At 71.6% G+C, this 21,911-nt stretch carries 17 protein-coding genes and 1 pseudogene; 12 read left to right on the top strand and 6 right to left on the bottom strand.

The genetic code is table 11. From position 1 onward, the window contains the following. The first annotated feature begins 226 nt into the window (after positions 1-226). From ACZ516_RS21450 to serA, 5 genes are all read left to right on the top strand, one after another. Positions 227-3,289 (top strand): putative bifunctional diguanylate cyclase/phosphodiesterase, encoded by a 3,063-nt coding sequence (locus ACZ516_RS21450; protein ID WP_467465279.1) that lies wholly within the window; start codon positions 227-229, stop codon positions 3,287-3,289. Between the two features lie 234 nt (positions 3,290-3,523). Beyond that, a complete protein-coding gene (locus ACZ516_RS21445; RefSeq protein WP_361086391.1) occupies positions 3,524-5,371 on the top strand; it encodes an acetolactate synthase large subunit in 1,848 nt (615 codons plus the stop codon). Between the two features lie 30 nt (positions 5,372-5,401). After that, entirely contained in the window at positions 5,402-5,929 is a 528-nt protein-coding gene (gene ilvN, locus ACZ516_RS21440) for an acetolactate synthase small subunit (protein ID WP_358579431.1), read from the top strand. A 103-nt stretch (positions 5,930-6,032) separates the two neighbouring features. After that, positions 6,033-7,031, top strand: a complete 999-nt coding sequence (ilvC, locus tag ACZ516_RS21435) for a ketol-acid reductoisomerase (protein WP_358579433.1) — start codon at positions 6,033-6,035, stop codon at positions 7,029-7,031. 265 nt (positions 7,032-7,296) lie between these two features. Beyond that, a complete protein-coding gene (gene serA / locus ACZ516_RS21430; RefSeq protein ID WP_358579435.1) occupies positions 7,297-8,901 on the top strand; it encodes a phosphoglycerate dehydrogenase in 1,605 nt (534 codons plus the stop codon). 42 nt (positions 8,902-8,943) lie between these two features. Here serA and ACZ516_RS21425 read toward each other — a convergent pair. Beyond that, positions 8,944-9,633 (bottom strand): annotated as a pseudogene (locus tag ACZ516_RS21425) (MFS transporter); the annotation flags it as partial. On the opposite strand from ACZ516_RS21425, the gene ACZ516_RS21420 reads away from it, so the two are divergent. Beyond that, complete coding sequence (locus tag ACZ516_RS21420) at positions 9,625-10,209, top strand: TetR/AcrR family transcriptional regulator (RefSeq protein WP_361086399.1); 585 nt, start codon at positions 9,625-9,627, stop codon at positions 10,207-10,209. The pseudogene ACZ516_RS21425 and the gene ACZ516_RS21420 sit on opposite strands and share 9 nt — an antisense overlap. A gap of 72 nt (positions 10,210-10,281) precedes the next feature. On the opposite strand, the gene ACZ516_RS21415 is transcribed toward ACZ516_RS21420, so the two are convergent. Beyond that, entirely contained in the window at positions 10,282-10,629 is a 348-nt protein-coding gene (locus ACZ516_RS21415) for a hypothetical protein (protein ID WP_358912493.1), read from the bottom strand. Positions 10,630-10,692: 63 nt separating this feature from the next. Then, positions 10,693-11,940 carry a PucR family transcriptional regulator gene (locus ACZ516_RS21410; protein WP_361086402.1) on the bottom strand — a complete coding sequence of 416 codons (1,248 nt, stop codon included), beginning with the start codon at positions 11,938-11,940 and terminating at the stop codon, positions 10,693-10,695. Positions 11,941-12,102: 162 nt separating this feature from the next. On the opposite strand from ACZ516_RS21410, the gene ACZ516_RS21405 reads away from it, so the two are divergent. Both ACZ516_RS21405 and pruA read left to right on the top strand, forming a co-directional pair. Further along, entirely contained in the window at positions 12,103-13,029 is a 927-nt protein-coding gene (locus ACZ516_RS21405; protein WP_469011381.1) for a proline dehydrogenase family protein, read from the top strand. A gap of 52 nt (positions 13,030-13,081) precedes the next feature. Then, positions 13,082-14,713 (top strand): L-glutamate gamma-semialdehyde dehydrogenase, encoded by a 1,632-nt coding sequence (gene pruA, locus ACZ516_RS21400; protein WP_358579449.1) that lies wholly within the window; start codon positions 13,082-13,084, stop codon positions 14,711-14,713. 71 nt (positions 14,714-14,784) lie between these two features. Here pruA and bla read toward each other — a convergent pair whose 3' ends face one another. Both bla and ACZ516_RS21390 read right to left on the bottom strand, forming a co-directional pair. Then, on the bottom strand, positions 14,785-15,687 hold the full coding sequence (gene bla, locus ACZ516_RS21395) for a class A beta-lactamase (RefSeq protein ID WP_361086408.1): 903 nt from the start codon (positions 15,685-15,687) through the stop codon (positions 14,785-14,787). 82 nt (positions 15,688-15,769) lie between these two features. Further along, entirely contained in the window at positions 15,770-16,477 is a 708-nt protein-coding gene (locus tag ACZ516_RS21390; protein ID WP_361086411.1) for a nitroreductase family protein, read from the bottom strand. A 36-nt stretch (positions 16,478-16,513) separates the two neighbouring features. Between ACZ516_RS21390 and ACZ516_RS21385 the strand changes: the two genes are divergently transcribed. Both ACZ516_RS21385 and ACZ516_RS21380 read left to right on the top strand, forming a co-directional pair. Continuing rightward, the gene (locus ACZ516_RS21385; RefSeq protein WP_467465280.1) at positions 16,514-17,098 is read left to right on the top strand and encodes a GNAT family N-acetyltransferase; all 585 of its coding nucleotides are present in this window, start codon (positions 16,514-16,516) and stop codon (positions 17,096-17,098) included. A 347-nt stretch (positions 17,099-17,445) separates the two neighbouring features. Further along, positions 17,446-17,574 (top strand): hypothetical protein, encoded by a 129-nt coding sequence (locus tag ACZ516_RS21380; protein ID WP_358579457.1) that lies wholly within the window; start codon positions 17,446-17,448, stop codon positions 17,572-17,574. Here the strand turns inward: ACZ516_RS21380 and ACZ516_RS21375 are convergent. Continuing rightward, the gene (locus ACZ516_RS21375; RefSeq protein WP_361086418.1) at positions 17,568-19,154 is read right to left on the bottom strand and encodes a purple acid phosphatase family protein; all 1,587 of its coding nucleotides are present in this window, start codon (positions 19,152-19,154) and stop codon (positions 17,568-17,570) included. The two genes, ACZ516_RS21380 and ACZ516_RS21375, sit on opposite strands and share 7 nt — an antisense overlap. A 128-nt stretch (positions 19,155-19,282) precedes the next feature. Here ACZ516_RS21375 and ACZ516_RS21370 point away from each other — a divergent pair, with 128 nt between their 5' ends. Next, entirely contained in the window at positions 19,283-20,332 is a 1,050-nt protein-coding gene (locus ACZ516_RS21370) for a 3-isopropylmalate dehydrogenase (RefSeq protein WP_361086421.1), read from the top strand. Between the two features lie 244 nt (positions 20,333-20,576). Next, on the top strand, positions 20,577-21,686 hold the full coding sequence (locus tag ACZ516_RS21365; protein ID WP_469011599.1) for a branched-chain amino acid aminotransferase: 1,110 nt from the start codon (positions 20,577-20,579) through the stop codon (positions 21,684-21,686). Positions 21,687-21,911: the final 225 nt, after the last annotated feature.

The raw sequence follows: 21,911 nt of genomic DNA, 5'->3' as shown, positions 1-21,911 counted from the left end.
ACGGGGACATCAGACTGCGAGGGGGGCGACAGGCGATGTACGGCCTATGGGCGGACGATCCGACGCGGCGGGAAAGCCGCCGCCGACTCTCACGTACCCCCTCCCGCGAGCGCGGGAGCGGCGGCAGCCGCGCGAGCGGCCGGCGGCGCGGGCGGCAGTGCCCGAGCTCCGTCGGCCGCCGCGGGGGCCGGACGGGCCCGGGGCGGGCGCGGAGCGGAGCGGTCCGGTGAGCGCCCCGCCGAGCACCACCGTCCTGGAGGCGGGCCTCTCGTCGGCCCCGCTGCACCCGAGGGCGCCGTCGGCCGGCCACCCCGCGCCGGGCGGGGGCGGGTTCGTCCCGCAGTTCGCCCTGCTGCTGATCTGCGGCACGTACGCCATGGGCTCCGCGATCGGCTGGGGATCGCACCGACTCGCGCTGTTCATGGGCGACTTCGGGCTGAGCATCGCGGCGGCGGTCGCCGCCGTCTCCTGCTTCCGCTACTCCCGCACCCGCCGCAGCCGCTTCCGGCCCGCGTGGCTGCTCTTCGCCCTCTCCTCCGCGATGGCCTCCCTCGGCAACGCCGTCTGGGGCTGGTACGAGGTCGTGCTCCAGCGGGAGGTGCCGAGCCCCGGCCTCGCCGACCTGTTCTTCCTGTGCTTCGCCCCGCCCGCCATCATCGGCCTGCTCGTGCTGGCCAAGCGGCCGGTGACGAAGGCGGGCTGGGGTTGCCTCGCCCTCGACTCCTGGCTCATCGGGGGCTCGCTCCTCACGCTCTCCTGGAGCCTGGCCCTCGCGCACACCGCGCAGTTCGAGGGGCAGAGCGTCGCCCACGCCGCGCTCTCGCTCGCCTACCCGCTCCTGGACATCGCGCTGGTCAGCATGGTCCTCGCGCTGCACTTCAGGCGCTCGCCCGCCAACCGCACGGCGGTCAACACCGCGATCGGCGCGCTCGCCCTGACCGTCATGTGCGACGCGCTGTTCACCTCCCCGCTGCTGCACGCGAGCTACCGCTCGGGGCAGCTGCTGGACGCCGGCTGGTTCACCGGCTCGCTCCTGCTCGCCTACGCCCCGTGGACCGCGCCCTGGCAGGCGCGCGGCGCGGACGGGCCGGATCCCGCGCGGGCGGGGGACGACGGCGGGCCCGAGGACGCGCGGACCGCGGCGACCCGGCCGATCGCGGGCTCGCTCGCCGCCCTCACGCCGTATCTCGCCGCCGCGGTCTGCACGTTGGGGATCCTCTACAACGTGCTGAGCGGGCGCAGCGTCGACCGCGTGGTGCTCTTCACGGCCGGCACCGTCGTGCTCGCCCTCGTCGCACGCCAGGGCATCATGCTCCTGGACAACATCACCCTCACCCAGGAACTGGCCCAGAAGGAGAACCACTTCCGCTCCCTGGTCCAGGGCTCCAGCGACGTCATCATGATCGCCGCGCCGAACGGCATCCTGCGGTACGTGAGCCCGGCCGCCGCCGGGGTCTACGGCCGCGAGGCCGATGAGCTGGTGGGTTCCGAACTCGCCTCGCTCATACACCCCGAGGACCTCGGCAGAGTCGTCCACGAGGTCCGCAGGTTCCTCGCCGCCAACCCCGTCGAGGAACCCACCACCCGCATCGAGTGCCGCTTCCGGTCCGGGACCGGCGACTGGCTGAACGTGGAGTCTACCGTCAACCGCCACCACGGCGGTCTGATCTTCAACAGCCGCGACGTCACCGAACGGGTCCGCCTCCAGGCGCAGTTGCAGCACAACGCCGAGCACGACCCGCTCACCGACCTGCCCAACCGCGCCCTGTTCACCCGGCGCGTGAGCCAGGCCCTGACCGGCCGCAGAGTGACCGACCGGGGCACGGCCGTGCTCTTCATCGACCTGGACGGCTTCAAGGCGGTCAACGACACCATCGGCCACCAGGCCGGCGACGAACTGCTCGTCCAGGCCGCCCGCAGACTCCAGGAGGCGGTGCGCTCGGGCGACACCGCGTCCCGGCTCGGCGGCGACGAGTTCGCGGCCCTCATCGTCGGCGACGGCACCAGGGACCAGACCGCCAGGGAGCAGCACATCTACGAACTCGCCGACCGGCTGCGGATCACCCTCTCCCAGCCGTACGCCATCGACGGCAACGACGTGCGCGTCGCCGCCTCCATCGGCGTGGCCTTCGCCGAACCGGGCATCGGGGCGGGCGAGCTGCTGCGCAACGCCGACCTCGCGATGTACCGCGCCAAGGCGGCGGGCAAGGGGCGCGTGGAGCTGTACGCCCCCCAGATGCAGGCCGACGTCGTGCGCAAGGCACAGCTCGCCACCCGGCTGCGCTCGGCCCTGCACGAGGGCGAGTTCGCGCTGCTCCACCAGCCCGTGGTCTGTCTCGACGACGGCCGGATCACGGCGGTCGCCGCACAGGCCCGCTGGCGCTCGGCCCAGGGCATCCTCTTCACGCCCGCCGAGTTCCTGCGGGTCTCGGAGAACGGCGGCAGGGACGCCGGGCACGGCAGGGAGGGCGACCGCGCGGCCGAGCTGGGCCGCTGGATGCTCGAAGAGGCCGTGGCCCAGGCCGCCGAGCGCGGCGCCACGGGCCACGCGGTGCCGGTGGCCGTCCGCATGAGCGCACGCCGCCTCCTGGACCGCTCCACGCCCCTCGGCTCCATCGAGGCGCTCCTGACCCGGCACGGGCTGCCCTCCGGGGCGCTCATCATCGAGCTGGCCGACAGCGACCCCCGGGTCCCCCTGGACGACCTGGAGCGCCGGCTGACGGCTCTGCGCAGACTCGGTGTCCGCATCGCCCTGGACGGCTTCGGCAGCGGCTACGCCGCCATCACGGCGCTGCGCCGGCTCCCCGTCGACGTACTGAAGCTGGACCGCGGCCTGATCGAGGGCGTCGTGGAGTCCGCGCGGCTGCACAAGATCACCGCCGGCCTGCTGCGTATCGCGAACGACCTCGGCCTGCTCTCCGTGGCCGACGGCGTCGACCTGCCCGAACAGGTGGTCGCCCTGCGCGCCATGGGCTGCACGCACGGGCAGGGCATGGCCTTCTCCGGGCCCCTCGACGAGTACCGGCTGCGCAGGGCCCTGACGCTCGGGGAGTACCCGGTGCCGCGCGGCCCGGCCGAGCCGGTGCTGGCGGGCGGCCCCTCAGGGGCGTTCGTGAGCGGTCTCCCGGGCGTCTACGCCGGCGGGCCTCCGGGAGGGTTCGCCGGCGGCCCGGCGGGACCCTACGCGGGCGGCGCGGCGGGCGCCTATGCCGGGGGGCCCACGACGTTCACGGGCGGCCCCTCGGCCTACGCCCGTTCACATAATGAGACCCCCGTCCCACCTACTTGACACACCCTGCGTGCCGGGGGGAGGGTCAATGCCATGCGCACCCGAATTCTCGTACTTGGAAAGCGCGTCGGCTGAAGCTGGGAACGACCGGTTCGGACACCGGATCCCAGCGACCCGCACCCGGCGCGCTCCCCTCGCTTGCCTCACGGCACGAGGGGTTTTTTGTTGCACCGGCACCCGCCAAACCCCCGCGAAACACCCGCGAAAAACCTCAGCTTCGAGAAGAGAATGCCGATGACCGAGCAGGCCACCGGGGCCCACCACCCGCAGCCGCGGCCCCGATCCTCTGGACAGCAGTCCGCCACCGTCGAGCACGTCACGGGTGCGCAGTCCCTCATTCGTTCTCTTGAGGAGGTCGGGGCCGACACGGTGTTCGGCATCCCCGGCGGCGCCATCCTTCCGGCGTACGACCCGATGATGGACTCCACCCGGGTCCGGCACGTCCTGGTCCGCCACGAGCAGGGCGCGGGCCACGCGGCGACCGGTTACGCGCAGGCCACCGGCAAGGTCGGCGTCTGCATGGCCACGAGCGGCCCCGGCGCCACCAACCTCGTCACCCCGATCGCCGACGCCCACATGGACTCCGTCCCGCTGGTCGCGATCACCGGCCAGGTCGCCGCCAAGGCGATCGGCACGGACGCCTTCCAGGAGGCGGACATCGTCGGCATCACGATGCCGATCACCAAGCACAACTTCCTGGTCACCAAGGCCGAGGACATCCCGCGCACCATCGCCGAGGCCTTCCACATCGCCTCCACCGGCCGCCCGGGCCCCGTCCTCGTGGACATCGCCAAGGACGCCCTCCAGGCGCAGACGACGTTCTCCTGGCCGCCGCAGCAGGACCTGCCCGGCTACCGCCCGGTGACCAAGCCGCACGCCAAGCAGATCCGCGAGGCCGCCAAGCTCATCACCGCGGCCAAGCGCCCGGTCCTGTACGTCGGCGGCGGCGTCCTGAAGGCGCATGCCACCGCCGAGCTGAAGGTCCTCGCCGAGCTGACCGGAGCGCCCGTCACCACCACCCTGATGGCGCTCGGCGCGTTCCCCGACAGCCACCCGCTGCACGTGGGGATGCCGGGCATGCACGGTGCGGTCACCGCCGTCACCGCGCTGCAGAAGGCCGACCTGATCGTCGCCCTCGGAGCCCGCTTCGACGACCGCGTCACCGGCAAGCTGGACAGCTTCGCGCCGTTCGCGAAGATCGTCCACGCCGACATCGACCCGGCCGAGATCGGCAAGAACCGCGTCGCCGACGTGCCGATCGTCGGTGACGCCCGCGAGGTCATCGCCGACCTCGTCCAGGCCGTCCAGGCCGAGCACACCGAGGGCCACACGGGCGACTACTCCGCCTGGTGGAACGACCTCAACCGCTGGCGCGAGACCTACCCCCTCGGCTACACCGTGCCCGAGGACGGCTCGCTCTCCCCGCAGCAGGTCATCGAGCGCGTCGGCAAGCTCGCCCCGGAGGGCACGATCTTCGCGGCGGGCGTCGGCCAGCACCAGATGTGGGCCGCGCACTTCATCCAGTACGAGCAGCCCGCCACCTGGCTCAACTCCGGCGGCGCCGGGACCATGGGCTACGCGGTCCCCGCCGCGATGGGCGCCAAGGCCGGCATGCCCGACCGCACGGTCTGGGCGGTCGACGGCGACGGCTGCTTCCAGATGACCAATCAGGAGCTGACCACCTGCGCCCTGAACAACATCCCGATCAAGGTCGCCATCATCAACAACGGCGCCCTCGGGATGGTCCGCCAGTGGCAGACCCTGTTCTACAACCAGCGCTACTCCAACACCGTCCTGCACAGCGGTCCCGACGACATCGGCCCCAACAAGGGCACCCGCGTCCCCGACTTCGTGAAGCTGTCCGAGGCCATGGGCTGCGTGGCGCTGCGCTGTGAGCGGCCCGAGGACCTGGACAAGGTCATCGCCGAGGCCAACGCCATCAACGACCGCCCGGTCGTCGTCGACTTCATCGTCCACGAGGACGCCCAGGTGTGGCCGATGGTCGCCGCCGGCACCTCCAACGACGAGGTCATGGCCGCCCGCGGGGTCCGCCCCGACTTCGGCGACAACGAAGACGACTGAGACCGGACGCGAAAGAGAGACACACGAGTCATGTCCACCAAGCACACGCTCTCCGTCCTGGTCGAGAACAAGCCGGGTGTCCTCGCCCGGATCACCGCCCTGTTCTCCCGCCGCGGCTTCAACATCGACTCCCTCGCCGTGGGCGTCACCGAGCACCCCGACATCTCCCGCATCACCATCGTGGTGAACGTCGAGGACCTGCCGCTCGAACAGGTCACCAAGCAGCTCAACAAGCTCATCAACGTCCTGAAGATCGTCGAACTGGAGCCGGGCGCCGCCGTGGCGCGCGAACTCGTCCTCGCCAAGGTCCGCGCCGACAACGAGACCCGCTCCCAGATCGTCGAGATCGTCCAGCTGTTCCGCGCCAAGACCGTGGACGTCTCCCCGGAGGCCGTCACCATCGAGGCCACCGGCAGCAGCGACAAGCTGGAGGCCATGCTCAAGATGCTGGAGCCCTTCGGCATCAAGGAGCTGGTCCAGTCCGGCACCATCGCGATCGGCCGGGGCTCGCGCTCCATCACGGACCGCAGCCTGCGGGCGCTCGACCGCAGCGCCTGACCCGGGGCCCCGGCGCCCCTCTCGGATACCGAGACCCGAGAACTTCACTCACCGCACCCGCCGTACGGTGGGACGCAACACCAGCACACATAGGAGATTCCCAGTGGCCGAGCTGTTCTACGACGACGACGCCGACCTGTCCATCATCCAGGGCCGCAAGGTCGCGGTCATCGGCTACGGCAGCCAGGGCCACGCCCACGCGCTGTCCCTGCGCGACTCGGGTGTCGACGTCCGCGTCGGTCTGCACGAGGGCTCCAAGTCCAAGGCCAAGGCCGAGGAGCAGGGCCTGCGCGTCGTCACCCCGGCCGAGGCCGCGGCCGAGGCCGACGTCATCATGATCCTGGTGCCGGACCCGATCCAGGCCCAGGTCTACGAGGAGTCCATCAAGGACAACCTCAAGGACGGCGACGCGCTGTTCTTCGGCCACGGCCTGAACATCCGCTTCGGCTTCATCAAGGTCCCCGAGGGCATCGACGTCTGCATGGTCGCCCCCAAGGGCCCGGGCCACCTGGTGCGCCGCCAGTACGAGGAGGGCCGCGGCGTCCCCTGTATCGCGGCCGTCGAGCAGGACGCCACGGGCAACGGCTTCCAGCTGGCGCTCTCGTACGCCAAGGCCATCGGCGGCACGCGCGCCGGCGTCATCAAGACGACCTTCACCGAGGAGACCGAGACCGACCTGTTCGGTGAGCAGGCCGTGCTGTGCGGCGGCACCGCCGCGCTGGTCAAGGCGGGCTTCGAGACGCTGACCGAGGCCGGTTACCAGCCGGAGATCGCCTACTTCGAGTGCCTGCACGAGCTGAAGCTGATCGTGGACCTCATGTACGAGGGCGGCCTGGAGAAGATGCGCTGGTCGGTCTCCGAGACCGCCGAGTGGGGCGACTACATCACCGGCCCGCGGATCATCACCGACGCCACCAAGGCCGAGATGAAGAAGGTCCTCGCGGAGATCCAGGACGGCACGTTCGCCAAGAACTGGATGGACGAGTACCACGGCGGTCTGAAGAAGTACGACGAGTACAAGAAGCAGGACGAGAACCACCTCCTGGAGACCACGGGCAAGGAGCTGCGCAAGCTCATGTCCTGGGTCGACGAGGAGGCCTAGTCCGCCCTGGGTCCGGGGCGCCCCCGCGGGGCTGCGCCCCGGACCCCGCTCCTCGAACGCCGGAGGGGCTTACCTTTAGTACACCGCGTCCACCCACGGATGGGTGATCCTTCCGCAGAGGCGCGTGCTGAACCCCTGTACGCCACTATGCTTCTGTTCAACATTCGCGTCGGGCCCACAGCGTCGTGCGTCTTCCACGCGGCAAGCACCCTCCACCGCCTGCGGCCGTGGGACGGCCGTCCGCAATGGATCTGTGAGGACTCACGTGAGCACTGCTGCCACCGGCAAACCCGTCGTACTCATCGCTGAAGAGCTGTCGCCCGCCACCGTCGACGCCCTGGGGCCGGACTTCGAGATCCGGCACTGCAACGGCGGGGACCGCGCCGAGCTGCTGCCCGCGATCGCCGACGTCGACGCGATCCTGGTCCGCTCCGCGACCAAGGTCGACGCCGAGGCCATCGCCGTCGCCAAGAAGCTGAAGGTCGTCGCCCGCGCCGGCGTCGGCCTGGACAACGTCGACGTGTCCGCCGCCACCAAGGCCGGCGTGATGGTCGTCAACGCCCCGACGTCGAACATCGTCACCGCCGCCGAGCTGGCCTGCGGCCTGCTCCTGGCCACCGCGCGCAACATCCCCCAGGCCAACACCGCCCTGAAGAACGGCGAGTGGAAGCGCTCCAAGTACACGGGCGTGGAGCTGGCCGAGAAGACCCTCGGCGTCGTCGGCCTCGGCCGCATCGGCGCCCTGGTCGCCCAGCGCATGAGCGCCTTCGGCATGAAGGTCGTCGCCTACGACCCGTACGTGCAGCCCGCGCGCGCCGCGCAGATGGGCGTGAAGGTCCTCTCGCTCGACGAGCTGCTCGAAGTCTCGGACTTCATCACCGTGCACCTGCCGAAGACGCCCGAGACGCTCGGTCTCATCGGTGACGAGGCGCTGCACAAGGTCAAGCCGACCGTGCGCATCGTCAACGCCGCGCGCGGCGGGATCGTCGACGAGGAGGCGCTGCACTCCGCCCTCAAGGAGGGCCGCGTCGCCGGCGCCGGTCTCGACGTGTACGCGAAGGAGCCCTGCACGGACTCCCCGCTCTTCCAGTTCGACCAGGTCGTGTGCACCCCGCACCTCGGCGCCTCCACGGACGAGGCGCAGGAGAAGGCGGGCATCGCCGTCGCCAAGTCGGTGCGCCTCGCGCTCGCCGGCGAGCTGGTGCCGGACGCGGTGAACGTCCAGGGCGGCGTCATCGCCGAGGACGTCCGCCCCGGCCTGCCGCTCGCCGAGAAGCTCGGCCGCATCTTCACCGCCCTCGCGGGCGAGGTCGCGGCCCGCCTCGACGTCGAGGTGTACGGCGAGATCACCCAGCACGACGTCAAGGTGCTCGAACTCTCCGCGCTCAAGGGCGTCTTCGAGGACGTCGTGGACGAGACGGTGAGCTATGTGAACGCGCCGCTGTTCGCGCAGGAGCGGGGCGTCGAGGTCCGCCTCACCACCAGCTCCGAGTCGCCCGACCACCGCAACGTGGTCACGGTGCGCGGCACGCTCTCCGACGGCGAGGAGATCGCCGTCTCCGGCACGCTGGCCGGCCCCAAGCACCTGCCGAAGATCGTCGCCGTCGGCGAGTACGACGTCGACCTGGCGCTCGCCGAGCACATGGTCGTCCTGCGGTACGCCGACCGCCCCGGTGTCGTCGGCACCGTCGGCCGCGTCCTCGGTGAGTCGGGCATCAACATCGCCGGCATGCAGGTCGCCCGCGCCGACGTCGGCGGCGAGGCCCTCGCCGTGCTGACCGTCGACGACACGGTTCCGCAGTCGGTCCTGACCGAGCTGGCCGAGGAGATCGGCGCGGAGTCCGCGCGCGCGGTGAACCTCACGGACTAGCCCCGGACCAGGGCCGCGGAGCCCCGCGCACAGCGTTCGTCCTCAGGCGCCGGACGGGTCGGAGATCTCTCCGACCTGTCCGGCGTTCCGCTGTTCCCGGGTGCCCGCCCCGCGCAGCGCTCCCGCCGCCACTGCCGCCGCCAGCAGGATCACCGTGCCGGTCAGCGCCGCGGCGTGCATGCCGGTGGTGAACGCCTCGCGGGCGGGGGCGGGGGCGGAGCCCGGGATCGCGTCGCGGTAGACCGCGTTGCCGATGGAGCCGAGCAGCGCCATGCCCAGCGCGCCGCCGAACTCTTGCCCCGTCTCCAGGAGCGCCGAGGCGGAGCCCGCCTTCTCGGCCGGGGCGGCGCCGAGCGCCAGGTCGGTGAGCTGGGAGCCGACGACGACCGAGCCGCAGGCCAGGACGCCCGCACCGGTGAGGACCGGCCACAGCGCGTCGGTGCCGGCCAGGGCGAGCAGCCCGTAGCCGCCGGCGGCGACGGCGAAACCGGTGGCCACGACGTGGGCGCGGTCGATGCCGCGCCGCACCAGCGCGGTGGCGGCGGGCGCCGCGAGGCCGATCGGCACCGAGGGCAGGAGCGCCCAGAGCGCGGCCTCCAGGGCGCTCTTGCCGAGGACGGACTGAAGGTACTGGGTGGTGAAGTACGCCGAGCCCATCACCGCCAGGGACGAGACGAGGTTCAGCCCGACGGCGGCGCCGAACGCGCGGCCCCGGGTGCCCGCATGGGACACCGTGAAGATCTGCTCGAAGGGGCCAAACGCTGCCTGCTGGAGAAGGGGTTCGCACGGACGACGGCCCGCGACATCGTGAAGGAGTCGGGGACGAACCTGGGGTCCATCGGCTACCACTACGGGTCGAAGGACGCGCTGCTCGCCGAGGCCTACATCGCGCTCATCGAGCCGATGGGGGAGCATTTCGAGAGTCCGCGGGCCGCGGGCGCCGTCGGGCAGGGGGGACTGGAGCGCTTCCAGGAGGTCTGGGGGAACGTCATCCGCTCGGTCCCCGAGACGCGGCCCCTCTGGATGATGACGCTGGAGGTCATCACGCAGGGCGAACGCCTCGCGGGGATCCGCGAGTTGCTGATCAAGGCGCAGAAGCAGGGGCGCAGCGGGCTCACGGCGCTCTTCACCGGCATCGAGGAGAGCGAGATCCCCGACGAGGTGCTGGAGAGCGAGGGCCGCCTCTACACCACGCTCCTCAACGGGCTCATGGTGCAGTGGCTCTTCGACCCGGAGTCGGCGACCACCGCCGGGCAGCTGACCGAGGGGTTGCGGCGCGTGCTGGAGCGGGCGCGGGACGGAGCCTGAGAACGGGTGCGCGCACCCGGTGGCCGGCCCAGGTGGGCCGCGGGTGCGCGCGAGGGGGCGTCGGGCGGGTGGCTACCAGTTGATGCAGGTGGCCGGGACGTAGCCCTTGATGTTGTAGTCGTTCGGCATGACGTACAGCCACTTGTTGCTGCTCTTGCCGCACAGGCGGTACGACTGGCCGGTGAAGGACTGGCCGTCGTTGCAGAGGAAGGCCTTGCGGCCCTTGTTCAGCTGGCCGACGGCGTGGCCGTTCACCTTCGGGGTGGTGCGGACCTTCACCGTCTCCTTGGCGGGGACGTTGGTGAGGCCGCGGGAGCAGTCCGGCCTCGTGGCGGCCGCCGCGGTGCCCGTGGTGAGGACGGTGCCGGAGAGCGCGACGGCGGATACGGCGACGGCCGAGGCCAGCAGCCTGAGCTTCATGAGGTGTTCGTTCTCCCGTTCCAGGGGTGGGTGTTCGGACGGGGAAACCGTACCCCTCCAAGATCACGGAAGCGGGTGTTCGTTACCCGGCACGGACAGTCGTGACGACTTCAAAACCATGTGCAGCAACAGCCGGTCCTCGCCTTCGTCCAGGTCCAGGCCGGTGAGCTGCTCCACGCGCGAGAGGCGGTAGTACAGGGTCTGGCGGTGGATGCCCAACTCCGCCGCCGTGCGCCCCGCCTGGCCCGCGCAGTCCAGGAACACCTCGGCGGTGCGGGCCAGTTCGCGGTGGGCGGGGGCCAGCAGCTGCCCGGCCACCGGATCGTGCGCCGCCTCCGGGGGCAGGGCCGTCAGCAGGCGGTAGGGGCCCACGTCCGACCAGTGCGCCACCGGCCCGAAGCGGTCCTCGGCGAGCGCGGCGCGCGCCGCGCCGGACGCCTCCCACCAGGCGGCGCCCAGATCGTCCAGGCCGTGCCGGGAGCCGGCGATCCCGGCGGCGCCGCCCGCGGCGACCGAGCGCGCCGTCTCAAGCAGCCGCGAGGCCGCCGTCCGCGCCGGGGACAGCGCGTCGGCCGACCGCAGCCTGATCAGCGCCGCGAGACACTGCCCGGTCCGGCCCCAGGGCACCGTGCAGATTGCCGCCGCGCCCGGCACCGTACGGGCCTCGGGGGCGGCGTCCGGGTCGGGGGAGGGCCAGGGGGCCACGCACACCACCGCGTGCAGGCCCTCGCCGCGGGCACCGAGGGCGGTGCGCAGCGCGGCCACCGCCATGTCCCGCTGCCAGCCCCGCTCGGCGGTCAGGACCGCACGGAACTCGCGGGTCAGATCGGCGCCCGCCTGCGCCTCGTCGGCCAGCAGCGCGCCGATCCTGGCCGCCACCTCCATGGCGGCGGCCAGCTGCCGCTCGGTCGGGCCCGGCTCGCCGTCGAGCAGCCACACGTACCCCAGGGCGAAGCCCCGGTGGCGAACGGGCAGGCAGATCCGGCCCCGGTGGACACCCGCCTCCGGGGTGGGCGGGATACGGACCGGACCCGTGGCCCGGGTGATGCCGAAGCCCTCGAACCAGGCGCGAACCTCGGCGGTGGAGCGCCGCGTCAGGATCGAGCGGGTGCGCACGGGGTCCAGGACGCTCGCGTCGAAGCCGCTCTCCCCGTCGGCGCCGCCGTCGTGCGCGCCGAAGGCGATCAGCTCGAAATCACGGTTCTCCAGGGTCGCGGGGGCGCCCAGGAGCGCCGAGATCTCGTCGACCAGTTCTTGGTAGTCGCCCTTCACCCGATCATTCTCGCGCAGGGTGCGCGCTTCTTCAGACATCTGTCTGAGATCCAGGGCACCGATGCGTGACAGGTGTCGATGGTTCGGGGCGGGGCGGGTCCCTAGATTTCACGGTGGTTCACCGTGCCGTACCGCCGCATAACCTCTAGGTAGGGCTATGTCGGTATGGCTCTCGATTTCGTACACCTGTGGAGGTGCCCCGTGCTGGGTCCCGTGATCCTCGCCGCGTCACGCAGCGACAAGATGCGCCGCTTCGTGTCGGCGGCCCCCGGCACCAAGCAGGTCGTCGCCCGGTTCATCGCCGGCGAGAGCGTCGACGAGGTCGTGCCGGTCATCGTCGACGCGACCGACAAGGGCCTCGAGGTCACCCTGGACGTGGTGGGCGAGGACATCACCACCGTCGAGCAGTCCCACGCCGCCCGCGACGCCTACCTGGAGCTCATCGAGCGCCTGAAGGACCTGGGCCTCGGCACCCGGGCCGAGATGTCCGTGAAGCTCTCCATGTTCGGCCAGGCGCTGGAGGGCGGCCACGAGCTGGCCCTCGCCAACGTCCGGCCCGTGGTCGAGGCCGCCGCCGCCATCGGCACCACGGTCACCCTGGACGCCGAGGACCACACCACCCTCGACTCGATGTTCGCCATCCACGACGCGCTGCGCGAGGACTTCCCGCAGACCGGCTGCGTGATCCAGGCCTACCTCTACCGGACCGAGGCCGACGCCCGGCGCCTGGCCGCCAACGGCAGCCGCGTGCGCATCGTGAAGGGCGCCTACAAGGAGCCCGCCGAGGTCGCGTACCAGGACAAGCCCGAGATCGACAAGGCGTACGTCCGCATCCTGCGCATCCTCATGGAGGGCGAGGGGTACCCGATGATCGGGTCCCACGACCCGCGCCTGATCGCCATCGCGCAGGAGCTGGCCCGGCGCGCCGGGCGCAAACTGGACGAGTACGAATTCCAGATGCTGTACGGCATCCGCGGCGACGAGCACCTGCGGCTGGCCGCCGAGGGCCACCGGATGCGCGTGTACACCGCCTACGGAACCGACTGGTACGGCTACTTCATGCGCCGCCTCGCGGAGAAGCCGGCGAACCTCCTCTTCTTCGCCCGCTCCATCCTCACCAAGGACTGAACCCAGGGCTGAGCTCCCACCCCCTCGACCCTCATAAGGAGACACGGAACTCATGGACGCCGTCACTCAGGTCCCCGCCCCGGTCAACGAGCCGGTCCACGGCTACGCCCCCGGTTCCCCGGAGCGGGCCCGCCTGGAGGCCAAGCTCAAGGAGCTGGCCGAGAACCCCATCGAGCTGCCGATGACCATCGGCGGCGTCAAGCGCCTCGGCGGCGGCGAGCCCTTCCAGGTCGTGCAGCCGCACAACCACAAGGCCGTCATCGGCCACGGCCGCGGCGCCACCCAGCAGGACGCGCAGGACGCGATCGACGCCGCCCTGGCCGCCGCCCCGGCCTGGCGCGCGATGTCCTTCGACGACCGCGCCGCGATCATCCTGCGCGCCGCCGAGCTGCTCTCCACCACGTGGCGCGAGACGCTGGCCGCCTCCACGATGCTCGGCCAGTCGAAGACCGCCCAGCAGGCCGAGATCGACACCCCCTGCGAGCTGGTCGACTTCTGGCGCTTCAACGTCAAGTACGCCCGTGACCTGCTCGCCGAGCAGCCCCCGGCGAACGCCACCGGCGTCTGGAACCGCCTGGACCACCGCCCGCTGGAGGGCTTCGTCTACGCGATCACGCCGTTCAACTTCACCGCCATCGCGGGCAACCTCCCCACCGCCCCCGCCCTGATGGGCAACGTGGTCGTGTGGAAGCCGTCCCCGACGCAGACGCACGCCGCCGTGCTGCTCATGCAGCTCCTGGAGGAGGCCGGCCTGCCCAAGGGCGTCATCAACCTCGTCACCGGCGACGGCATCGCGGTCTCCGAGGTCGCCCTGCACCACCGCGACCTGGCCGGCATCCACTTCACCGGCTCGACCCCGACCTTCCAGCACCTGTGGAAGACGGTCGGCGAGAACATCGCGAAGTACCGCACCTACCCGCGCCTCGTCGGTGAGACCGGCGGCAAGGACTTCGTCGTCGCCCACCCGAGCGCCGACCGCGCGATCCTGAAGACCGCGCTGACCCGCGGCTCCTTCGAGTACCAGGGCCAGAAGTGCTCCGCCACCTCGCGCGCGTACATCCCCGCCTCCATCTGGAACTCCGGCTTCAAGGAGGAGTTCGCGGCCGAGGTCGACGGCATCAAGATGGGTGACGTCACCGACCTGTCGAACTTCATCGGCGCCGTCATCGACGAGCGCGCGTTCGCCAAGAACAAGGCGGCCATCGACCGCGCCAAGGCGGACGACGCCTGCACGATCGTCGCGGGCGGCACCTACGACGACTCGGTCGGCTACTTCGTGCGCCCGACCGTCGTCGAGTGCTCGGACCCGGCCAACGAGGTCTTCACCACCGAGTACTTCGGTCCGTTCCTCGCGGTCCACGTCTACGAGGACGACAAGTACGACGAGATGCTGACCCAGATGGAGTCGGTCTCGGACTACGCGCTCACCGGTTCGGTCATCGCCAACGACCGCGCGGCGGCCGCGTACACGATGGAGAAGCTGCGCTACGCCGCGGGCAACTTCTACATCAACGACAAGTCGACCGGCGCCGTCGTCGGCCAGCAGCCCTTCGGCGGCGGCCGCGCCTCCGGCACCAACGACAAGGCGGGCGCCCCGCAGAACCTCCAGCGGTGGACGCTGACCCGCGCCATCAAGGAGACGCTGGTCCCGCCGACCGAGTACGGCTACCCGCACATGGGCTGACGCCCCCGGGCCGTGCGGCCCACCCCTGAACCCCGCCTCCGACCCGGGCCCCACCCCGGTCGGAGGCGGTGTCATGCCCGGGGTCCGACGAGCGCGTCGACGGCGATGCGGGCCATGTCGGCCGCGATGCGGTCCTCGCCCGGGGTGTCCGGGTCGAGGCGCGTGGTGAACACGGAGATGATCAGGGGCGCCCCGCCGTTCGGGGGCCAGGCCACGGCGACGTCGTTGACCCCGCCGTACGCGGGCGAGCCGGTCTTGTCGCCGACCCGCCAGCCGGCGGGCAGCCCGGCCCGGATCCGCTTGTCGCCGGTGGTGTTCTCCAGGAGCCAGCGGACGAGCTGGTCGCGGTCGCGCGGGTCGAGGGCGTCGCCGAGGACGAGCGCGCGCAGGTTCGCGGTCATGGCCGCCGGGGTCGTCGTGTCGCGCGGGTCGCCGGGGATGTTGGTGTTGAGCTCGGGCTCCCACCGGTCGAGGCGGGTGCGCGTGTCGCCGAGCGAGCGGGCGAACGCGGTGATGGCGTGCGGGCCGCCGAGCCTGCGCAGCATGAGGTTCGCCGCCGTGTTGTCGCTGTACGTGATGGTCGCGTCGCACAGCTCCCGGACCGTCATGCCGGTCGCGAGGTGCAGCTCCGTCCTCGGCGAGGCCGAGACGATGTCGCCCCGCCCGTACCTGATCAGGGTGTCGAGCAGTCCGGGCTCCGCCTCGCGCGTCCGGCGCAGGATCGCGGCGGCGGCCAGCACCTTGAACGTCGAGGCGATGGCGAAGCGTTCGCCGGCGCGGTGGCCGAGGGTTTCGCCGGTACCGGTGTGCAGGGCGTGCAGGCCGATGCGGCCCGGATAGCTCTTCTCCAGGGCGCGCAGCCGCCGCCGGGCGTCGTCGGCGGGCGCCGCGTGGGCGGCGCCGGGCACCGAGAGGAAGACGGGCGTGGCGGCCGCCGCGCCAAGGAGGGTCCTGCGGGAGGGAGTTGCGTTCATGATCCCGACCGTACCCGGGCGGTGGGCCGCCGGGCCGAGAAGTCCTCGATCGGCCCGGCGGCCCGCGTTTCCCGGGGCTCGCTCAGACCTCCACGAGCACCTGGTCCAGCGACTTGCGCACCAGGTCGGGGACCTCGCAGTCCGGCGCCGGGTAGCCCACGGGGATCACCGCGAACGCCTTCTCGTTCTCGGGACGGCCAAGGACCTGGGACAGGAACCGCATCGGGCTCGGGGTGTGGATCAGTGCGGCGAGACCGGACAGGTGCAGCGCGGACAGCAGCATCCCCACCGCGATGCCGACCGACTCGTCGACGTAGTAGTGCTTGTGCTTGGTGCCGTCCTCGCCCAGCCAGTACCGCTGCTGGAAGACGACGATGAGCGCGGGCGCGTCCGTCAGGTGCGGCTTCACCTCGTCGGTGCCGATGGGGCGCAGGGCCGCGAGCCACTCCTCGCCGAGCCGGCCGTCGTAGGAGATCCGCTCCTCGTGCTCGGCGGCCTCGCGGATGCGGCGGCGGATCTGCGGGTCCTGGACGAGGACGAACGTCCACGGCTGCTGGTGCGCGCCGGACGGCGCGGTGGCCGCGCACGCGATGGCGTCCCGTATCACCTGCGCGGGCACCGGGTCCGGCGCGAACTGCCGTACCGTGCGCCGCTCCCGCATCCGCTCCCGCAACTCCGCTGCCCGGACCAGGGATTGGGCCTCGGGCATGCGCTCGGGCCGGTAGGCCACCGAGCGGTAGGGCTCGCCGTGGATGGGGGTCCACTCTCGCTGCTGCTGGGTCTCAGACATGGCTCCGATTGTGCTGCGCGGAAGCCCGTCCGCGCCATGGTGCAGACCAATTGCGCTTCCCTGCGGCTTGGTTACGCTGGCGGGGTGACGGAAAGCATCCTGCGCACGAGCCACACGAGCGAGCTGACACCCGGCGATCTGGGCGCCGCCCGCGCCCTGCTCGACCAAGCCTTCGACGGCGACTTCAGCGACCAGGACTGGGACCACGGCCTCGGCGGTGTGCACGCCCTGGTACACGACGGCGCGGGCGCCCTGGTCGCGCACGGCTCCGTGGTCCAGCGCCGCCTCCTGCACGCGGGCCGTTCGCTGCGCGTCGGTTACGTCGAGGCGGTCGCCGTGCGCCCCGACCGGCAGCGCCAAGGCCTCGGCGGCCTGGTGATGGGCGCCTTGGAGCGGGTCGTCGAGCGGGCGTACGACATGGGCGCCCTGTCGGCGTCCGACGAGGGGCAGGGGCTCTACCTGCGGCGCGGCTGGACGCCGTGGAAGGGCCCGGTCGGCACGCTCGGTCCGACGGGCCCGGCCCTCATGCCGGACGAGGAGCCGCCGCTGCTGTGGGGCGGCGCCGCACTGGACCCGGAGCACGCGCTGCTCATCGACTGGCGCGACGGGGACGTGTTCTAGGGGCGCGGTGGGGCGCGGTGGGGCGCGGGTGGGACGCAGGTGGGGCGCCCCGGGCGCCCGATGGGCTTCGCCTGATCCGTGAGCGGGGAGCGGCATACGTGTGAAGCGCCCGTCTCAGATAGTAGGAAGTCCGAGTAATCGTGGAGACAGGCGCTCCGTATTCGCCTAGCTTGGTAGGAGCCGAACGTCTCGCTTGATCAAGCGAATGGCGGCCGTGAGCCGGAGCCCTGGCGCAGGCGAACCCTGCCGCTCCCCGCTCCCCGCCTCCTGGGGGTCCCCCCGTGCCCATGAGCGCAGTGGGGGAGTCTCGCCAATATTCTGCCTTTGTTCCAAGGAGTGGATCTCCCATGGCCGAGAAGACCGCCCGCCGAGTCCGTCACCTCTCCCGCACGAGCGACTCCGAGCGCAAGAACGCCGCCGCCGCCCTCCAGCGCGCCCTCGACCGCAGGGACAACGGCGGCAAGACCGGTCACTGAGCGCCGCGCACGACCTCGAAGTGGTCAACGCGCTCGCCGTTCCCGGCGAGCGCGGAGACCGACATCCTGGGGCGCGCGCCGGCCGTCACCTCCACCGCGAGGAACGAGAAGCCGGTGTAGCGCACCCGGGACCACTCGACCGTCTCCGGGGCGGCATGGCGCGACTTCGTCCAGCGGAAGGTCGCGACGGAGTCATGGTCGTGGACCGCGCCCTCGTGGCTGTCCTTCACCCCCGGGCCGAAGCCGTAGAGGTCCTTGCCCCCGCCGCCCGCGGTGACGTACACGATGCCGTCGCGCGCCGGATCGGTCGACGCGCCGACCGGCACGGGCCTGCCGACCTCGCCGTTCTTGATGGCGTCGGTGCGTTCGTAGACGTGGTTGTGGCCGTTGACCACCAGGTCCACCCGGTGCCGGGCGAACAGCGGCAGCCACGCGTCACGCACCCCGCCGTCGGAGGCGTGCGTCGACGTCGAGTACGCGCAGTGGTGGAAGAAGACGACCACGAAGTCGATGCCCTCGGCCGCCCGCAGCTCACCGAGCCGCCGGTCGAGCCAGGCGGTCTGCCGGCCGCCGGAGTAGCCGCGGTTGGCCGGGATCTCGTACGACACGTCGTTGGCGTCCAGCGCGACGACGCCGACGTTGCCGTAGGTGAAGGAGTAGACGCCCGGCGCCTCACGCGGGTCGAAGCCGTTGTCGGGGAGTGACCAGCGCGCCGCCTGCCCGCCGTAGCCGTTCGGCGAGTACCACGCCTCCATGTCGTGGTTGCCGGTCGTGACCATCCACGGCACCGACTTCGCGACCGATTCCGTCTGCGCGAGGAAGGTGTCCCACACGCGCGCGTCGTAGGTGTCCGACTCCTTGCCGTGCCCGGTGGTGTCCGCGTAGCAGAGGTCGCCCGCGTGCAGATGGAAGGACGGGTTCTGGCCGAGCAGCACCTGGTCGATGGCGAGCGCGTGGTGGCCGACGCCCTGGTCGCCGAAGGCCGTGAAGACGAAGGTCTCCGGCCGCTCGGGCGCGGTCCGGAACGAGCCGATCGTCGCCGGCCGTCCGGGCGAGGCCGGGTCGAAACCGTCGTGGCCGACGCCGTAGTAGTACGTCGTGCCGGGCCGCAGCCCGTCGAGCGCCGCGTGCAGGTAGTACTGCTCGACGGCCGGCAGCTTCTTCGACAGCGAGGGGGTGTGCAGGTCGCGCACCTCGGCCTCGATCTTCTGGCTCAGCTCCCAGGGCCGCGGCCCCACCCGCACATAGGGGGACCGGACGGCCAGCGGCACCTGCCAGGAGATCCTCATCTGCGTCCTCGGATCGGCCCCGAACGCCAGATGCCGCCCGAAGGGGGCGACCAGAGCGCCGTCGACCCGCGCCCGCCCGGCGGACGAGGCGACCGTCACCCGCGGGCCCCCGCCGTACGCGCCGCCCGAACCGCCCGCCAGTAGGCCGAGGCCGCCCGCCGTGCCGGCCGCGGCGAACGAACGGGCGAGCACCCGGCGCCGGGAGAGCTTCGCGCGCAGGTAGGCGTGCTGCTCCGGCATGCTCATGCGGGACGCCAGCGGCTCCGGTATGCCGACCTTCGGTGTGTCCATGGCAGGAAAGTTCCCAGCGGATGCCAACTCCCGCCCCACACGGGGATGAACAGCACCCGTCCGCCAGACGACTGTCCGCATGCCGGACACCGCATGTCATCCCCTGGGACGGGGAGTACGCTGCCCGCATGTCGGCTAGCTCTCGCATCCTCAATCTCGCAGTGATCCCCGGTGACGGCATCGGCCAGGAAGTCGTGGCCCAGGGACTCAAGGTCCTCGGCGCGGTCCTCCCGCAGGATGTGAAGCTGGAGACCACGGAGTACGACTTCGGCGCCAAGCGGTACCACGCGACCGGTGAGACCCTCACCGACGCCGACGTCGAAGCCCTCAAGCGGCACGACGCGATCCTCCTCGGCGCGATCGGCGACCCCTCGGTCCCCTCCGGCGTCCTGGAGCGCGGCTTCCTGCTCAAGCTCCGCTTCCTCTTCGACCACCACGTCAACCTGCGCCCCTCGAAGCTGCTCCCGGGCGTCGCGACCCCACTCAAGGGCCAGCCCGAGATCGACTTCATCGTCGTGCGTGAGGGCACCGAGGGCCCCTACACGGGCAACGGCGGCTCGATCCGCACCGGCACCCCGCACGAGGTCGCCACCGAGGTCTCCGTCAACACCGCCTTCGGCGTGGAGCGCGTGGTCCGGGACGCCTTCGCCCGCGCGCAGGCCCGCCCGCGCAAGAAGCTGACGCTGGTCCACAAGAACAACGTCCTCGCCTACGCGGGCCACCTGTGGACGAACGTCTTCAACCGGGTGGCCAAGGAGTTCCCCGAGGTCACCACCGACTACATCCACGTCGACGCCGCGACGATCTACCTCGTCACCGACCCCGGCCGCTTCGACGTGATCGTCACCGACAACCTCTTCGGCGACATCATCACCGACCTCGCCGCGGCCGTCTCCGGCGGCATCGGCGTCGCGGCCTCCGGCAACATCAACCCGAGCCGCGAGTTCCCCTCCATGTTCGAGCCCGTGCACGGCTCGGCGCCGGACATCGCCGGCCAGGGCAAGGCCGACCCCTCGGCCACCGTCCTGTCCGTCGCCCTCCTGCTGCGCCACCTCGGGTACGAGTCCGAGGCCGCCCGCATCGAGGCCGCGGTCTCCGCCGACCTCGCCGAGCGCGGGGAGAGCGTGCGCACCACGGAACAGATCGGCGACGCCCTCGCCGTACGAGTAGCGGGCTGACCCGGTAGCTCGAAGATCGACACAAGCCGCCGGGTCTCGCGAGACACCCGGCGGCTTCTCGTACGCGGCCCCGGGGTGTCACCATCGACCCCCGGGCCGCACTCATGCCGTTTCCTCCTCGGGACCCCACGAGCGATAATCGAACGTGGGGCCGTGAAGACAGGGAAGCTCGGACGTCCTCGTACCGCTCGGTACGGGCGTGAGCGCGGTCCGTCACCATCACACCGTGAAGGACGAAGCACTCATGACGACGACGCCGACCATCGAGCTCAAGCCCTCCTCGACGCCGCTGGCCGCTGCCGAGCGCGAGGCGATCATGGCCAACCCCGGATTCGGCCGCCACTTCACCGACCACATGGTGACGATCAAGTGGACGGAGGGCCGTGGCTGGCACGACGGCCAGCTCGTGCCGTACGGCCCGCTGGCGCTCGACCCGGCGACGAACGTCCTGCACTACGCCCAGGAGATCTTCGAGGGCCTCAAGGCCTACCGGCAGCCCGACGGCTCCGTGGCCAGCTTCCGCCCCGACGCCAACGCCCGCCGCTTCCAGGCCTCCGCCCGGCGCCTGGCCATGCCGGAGCTGCCCGTCGAGACGTTCATCGAGGCCTGCGACGTCCTGGTGCAGCAGGACAAGGCGTGGGTCCCGGCGCACGGCGGCGAGGAGTCCCTCTACCTGCGCCCGTTCATGATCGCCACCGAGGTGGGCCTGGGCGTCAAGCCCGCCAACGAGTACCTCTTCGTCGTCATCGCCTCGCCTGCCGGCGCGTACTTCCCCGGCGGCGTCAAGCCCGTCTCCATCTGGCTCTCGGAGGACCGCGTGCGCGCCGTGCCCGGTGGCATGGGCGACGCCAAGACCGGCGGCAACTACGCGGCGTCGCTGCTCGCGCAGGCCGAGGCCGCGGCGAAGGGCTGCGACCAGGTCGCCTACCTCGACGCCGTCGAGCACAAGTGGGTCGAGGAACTCGGCGGCATGAACCTGTACTTCGTGTACGGCGGCGCGGCCGGCGAGAAGCCGGTGATCGTCACGCCCACGCTGACCGGCTCCCTGCTCGCCGGCATCACCCGTGACTCGCTGCTCACCGTCGCCAGCGACCTCGGCTACGAGTCGCGGGAGGCCCGCGTCTCCATCGACCAGTGGAAGACCGACTCCGAGAACGGCACGCTCACCGAGGTCTTCGCCTGCGGCACCGCCGCCGTCATCACGCCCGTCGGCACGGTCAAGTGCAACGCGGGCGAGTGGCAGCAGAGCGGGGGCGAGCCGGGTGAGGTCACCATGAAGCTGCGAGAGGCCCTGTTGGACATCCAGCGGGGGACGTCCGAGGACGTCCATGGCTGGATGCACGGCCTCGGCTGAGGCCTTGGCGGTTTTCCGGACGGGCCCCGCGTCGCGGTCGACGCGGGGCCCGTCCTCTTGTCTGTCGCCTGCGGGTTCGTCGTGGCTGGTCGCGCAGTTCCCCGCGCCCCTGGGGGGGTCTTTCGTGGCGCCCCTTTTGGGGTGCGAGGGGGCGGGGGGTGCGTGGGGCTCGGTCAGGGGCGTGAGGAACTGCGCGACCAGCCCCCGGCGACCCGCAGATGAGAA

It is taken from the genome of Streptomyces sp. NPDC034037 (assembly GCF_055575715.1).
This window is presented reverse-complemented; position numbering and strand designations above follow the sequence as displayed.

Bases quoted from the DNA above. Each gene is read 5' to 3' on its own strand.
- ACZ516_RS21370 (WP_361086421.1), top strand. From the start codon at position 19,283: ATGTCGGCTAGCTCTCGCATCCTCAATCTCGCAGTGATCCCCGGTGAC.
- bla (WP_361086408.1), bottom strand. From the start codon at position 15,687: ATGAACGCAACTCCCTCCCGCAGGACCCTCCTTGGCGCGGCGGCCGCC.
- ACZ516_RS21385 (WP_467465280.1), top strand. From the start codon at position 16,514: ATGGTGCAGACCAATTGCGCTTCCCTGCGGCTTGGTTACGCTGGCGGG.
- ACZ516_RS21390 (WP_361086411.1), bottom strand. From the start codon at position 16,477: ATGTCTGAGACCCAGCAGCAGCGAGAGTGGACCCCCATCCACGGCGAG.
- ACZ516_RS21410 (WP_361086402.1), bottom strand. From the start codon at position 11,940: ATGTCTGAAGAAGCGCGCACCCTGCGCGAGAATGATCGGGTGAAGGGC.
- pruA (WP_358579449.1), top strand. From the start codon at position 13,082: ATGGACGCCGTCACTCAGGTCCCCGCCCCGGTCAACGAGCCGGTCCAC.
- ACZ516_RS21380 (WP_358579457.1), top strand. From the start codon at position 17,446: ATGGCCGAGAAGACCGCCCGCCGAGTCCGTCACCTCTCCCGCACGAGC.
- ACZ516_RS21415 (WP_358912493.1), bottom strand. From the start codon at position 10,629: ATGAAGCTCAGGCTGCTGGCCTCGGCCGTCGCCGTATCCGCCGTCGCG.
- ACZ516_RS21365 (WP_469011599.1), top strand. From the start codon at position 20,577: ATGACGACGACGCCGACCATCGAGCTCAAGCCCTCCTCGACGCCGCTG.
- ACZ516_RS21420 (WP_361086399.1), top strand. From the start codon at position 9,625: ATGGGACACCGTGAAGATCTGCTCGAAGGGGCCAAACGCTGCCTGCTG.
- ACZ516_RS21375 (WP_361086418.1), bottom strand. From the start codon at position 19,154: ATGGACACACCGAAGGTCGGCATACCGGAGCCGCTGGCGTCCCGCATG.
- ACZ516_RS21445 (WP_361086391.1), top strand. From the start codon at position 3,524: ATGACCGAGCAGGCCACCGGGGCCCACCACCCGCAGCCGCGGCCCCGA.
- ilvN (WP_358579431.1), top strand. From the start codon at position 5,402: ATGTCCACCAAGCACACGCTCTCCGTCCTGGTCGAGAACAAGCCGGGT.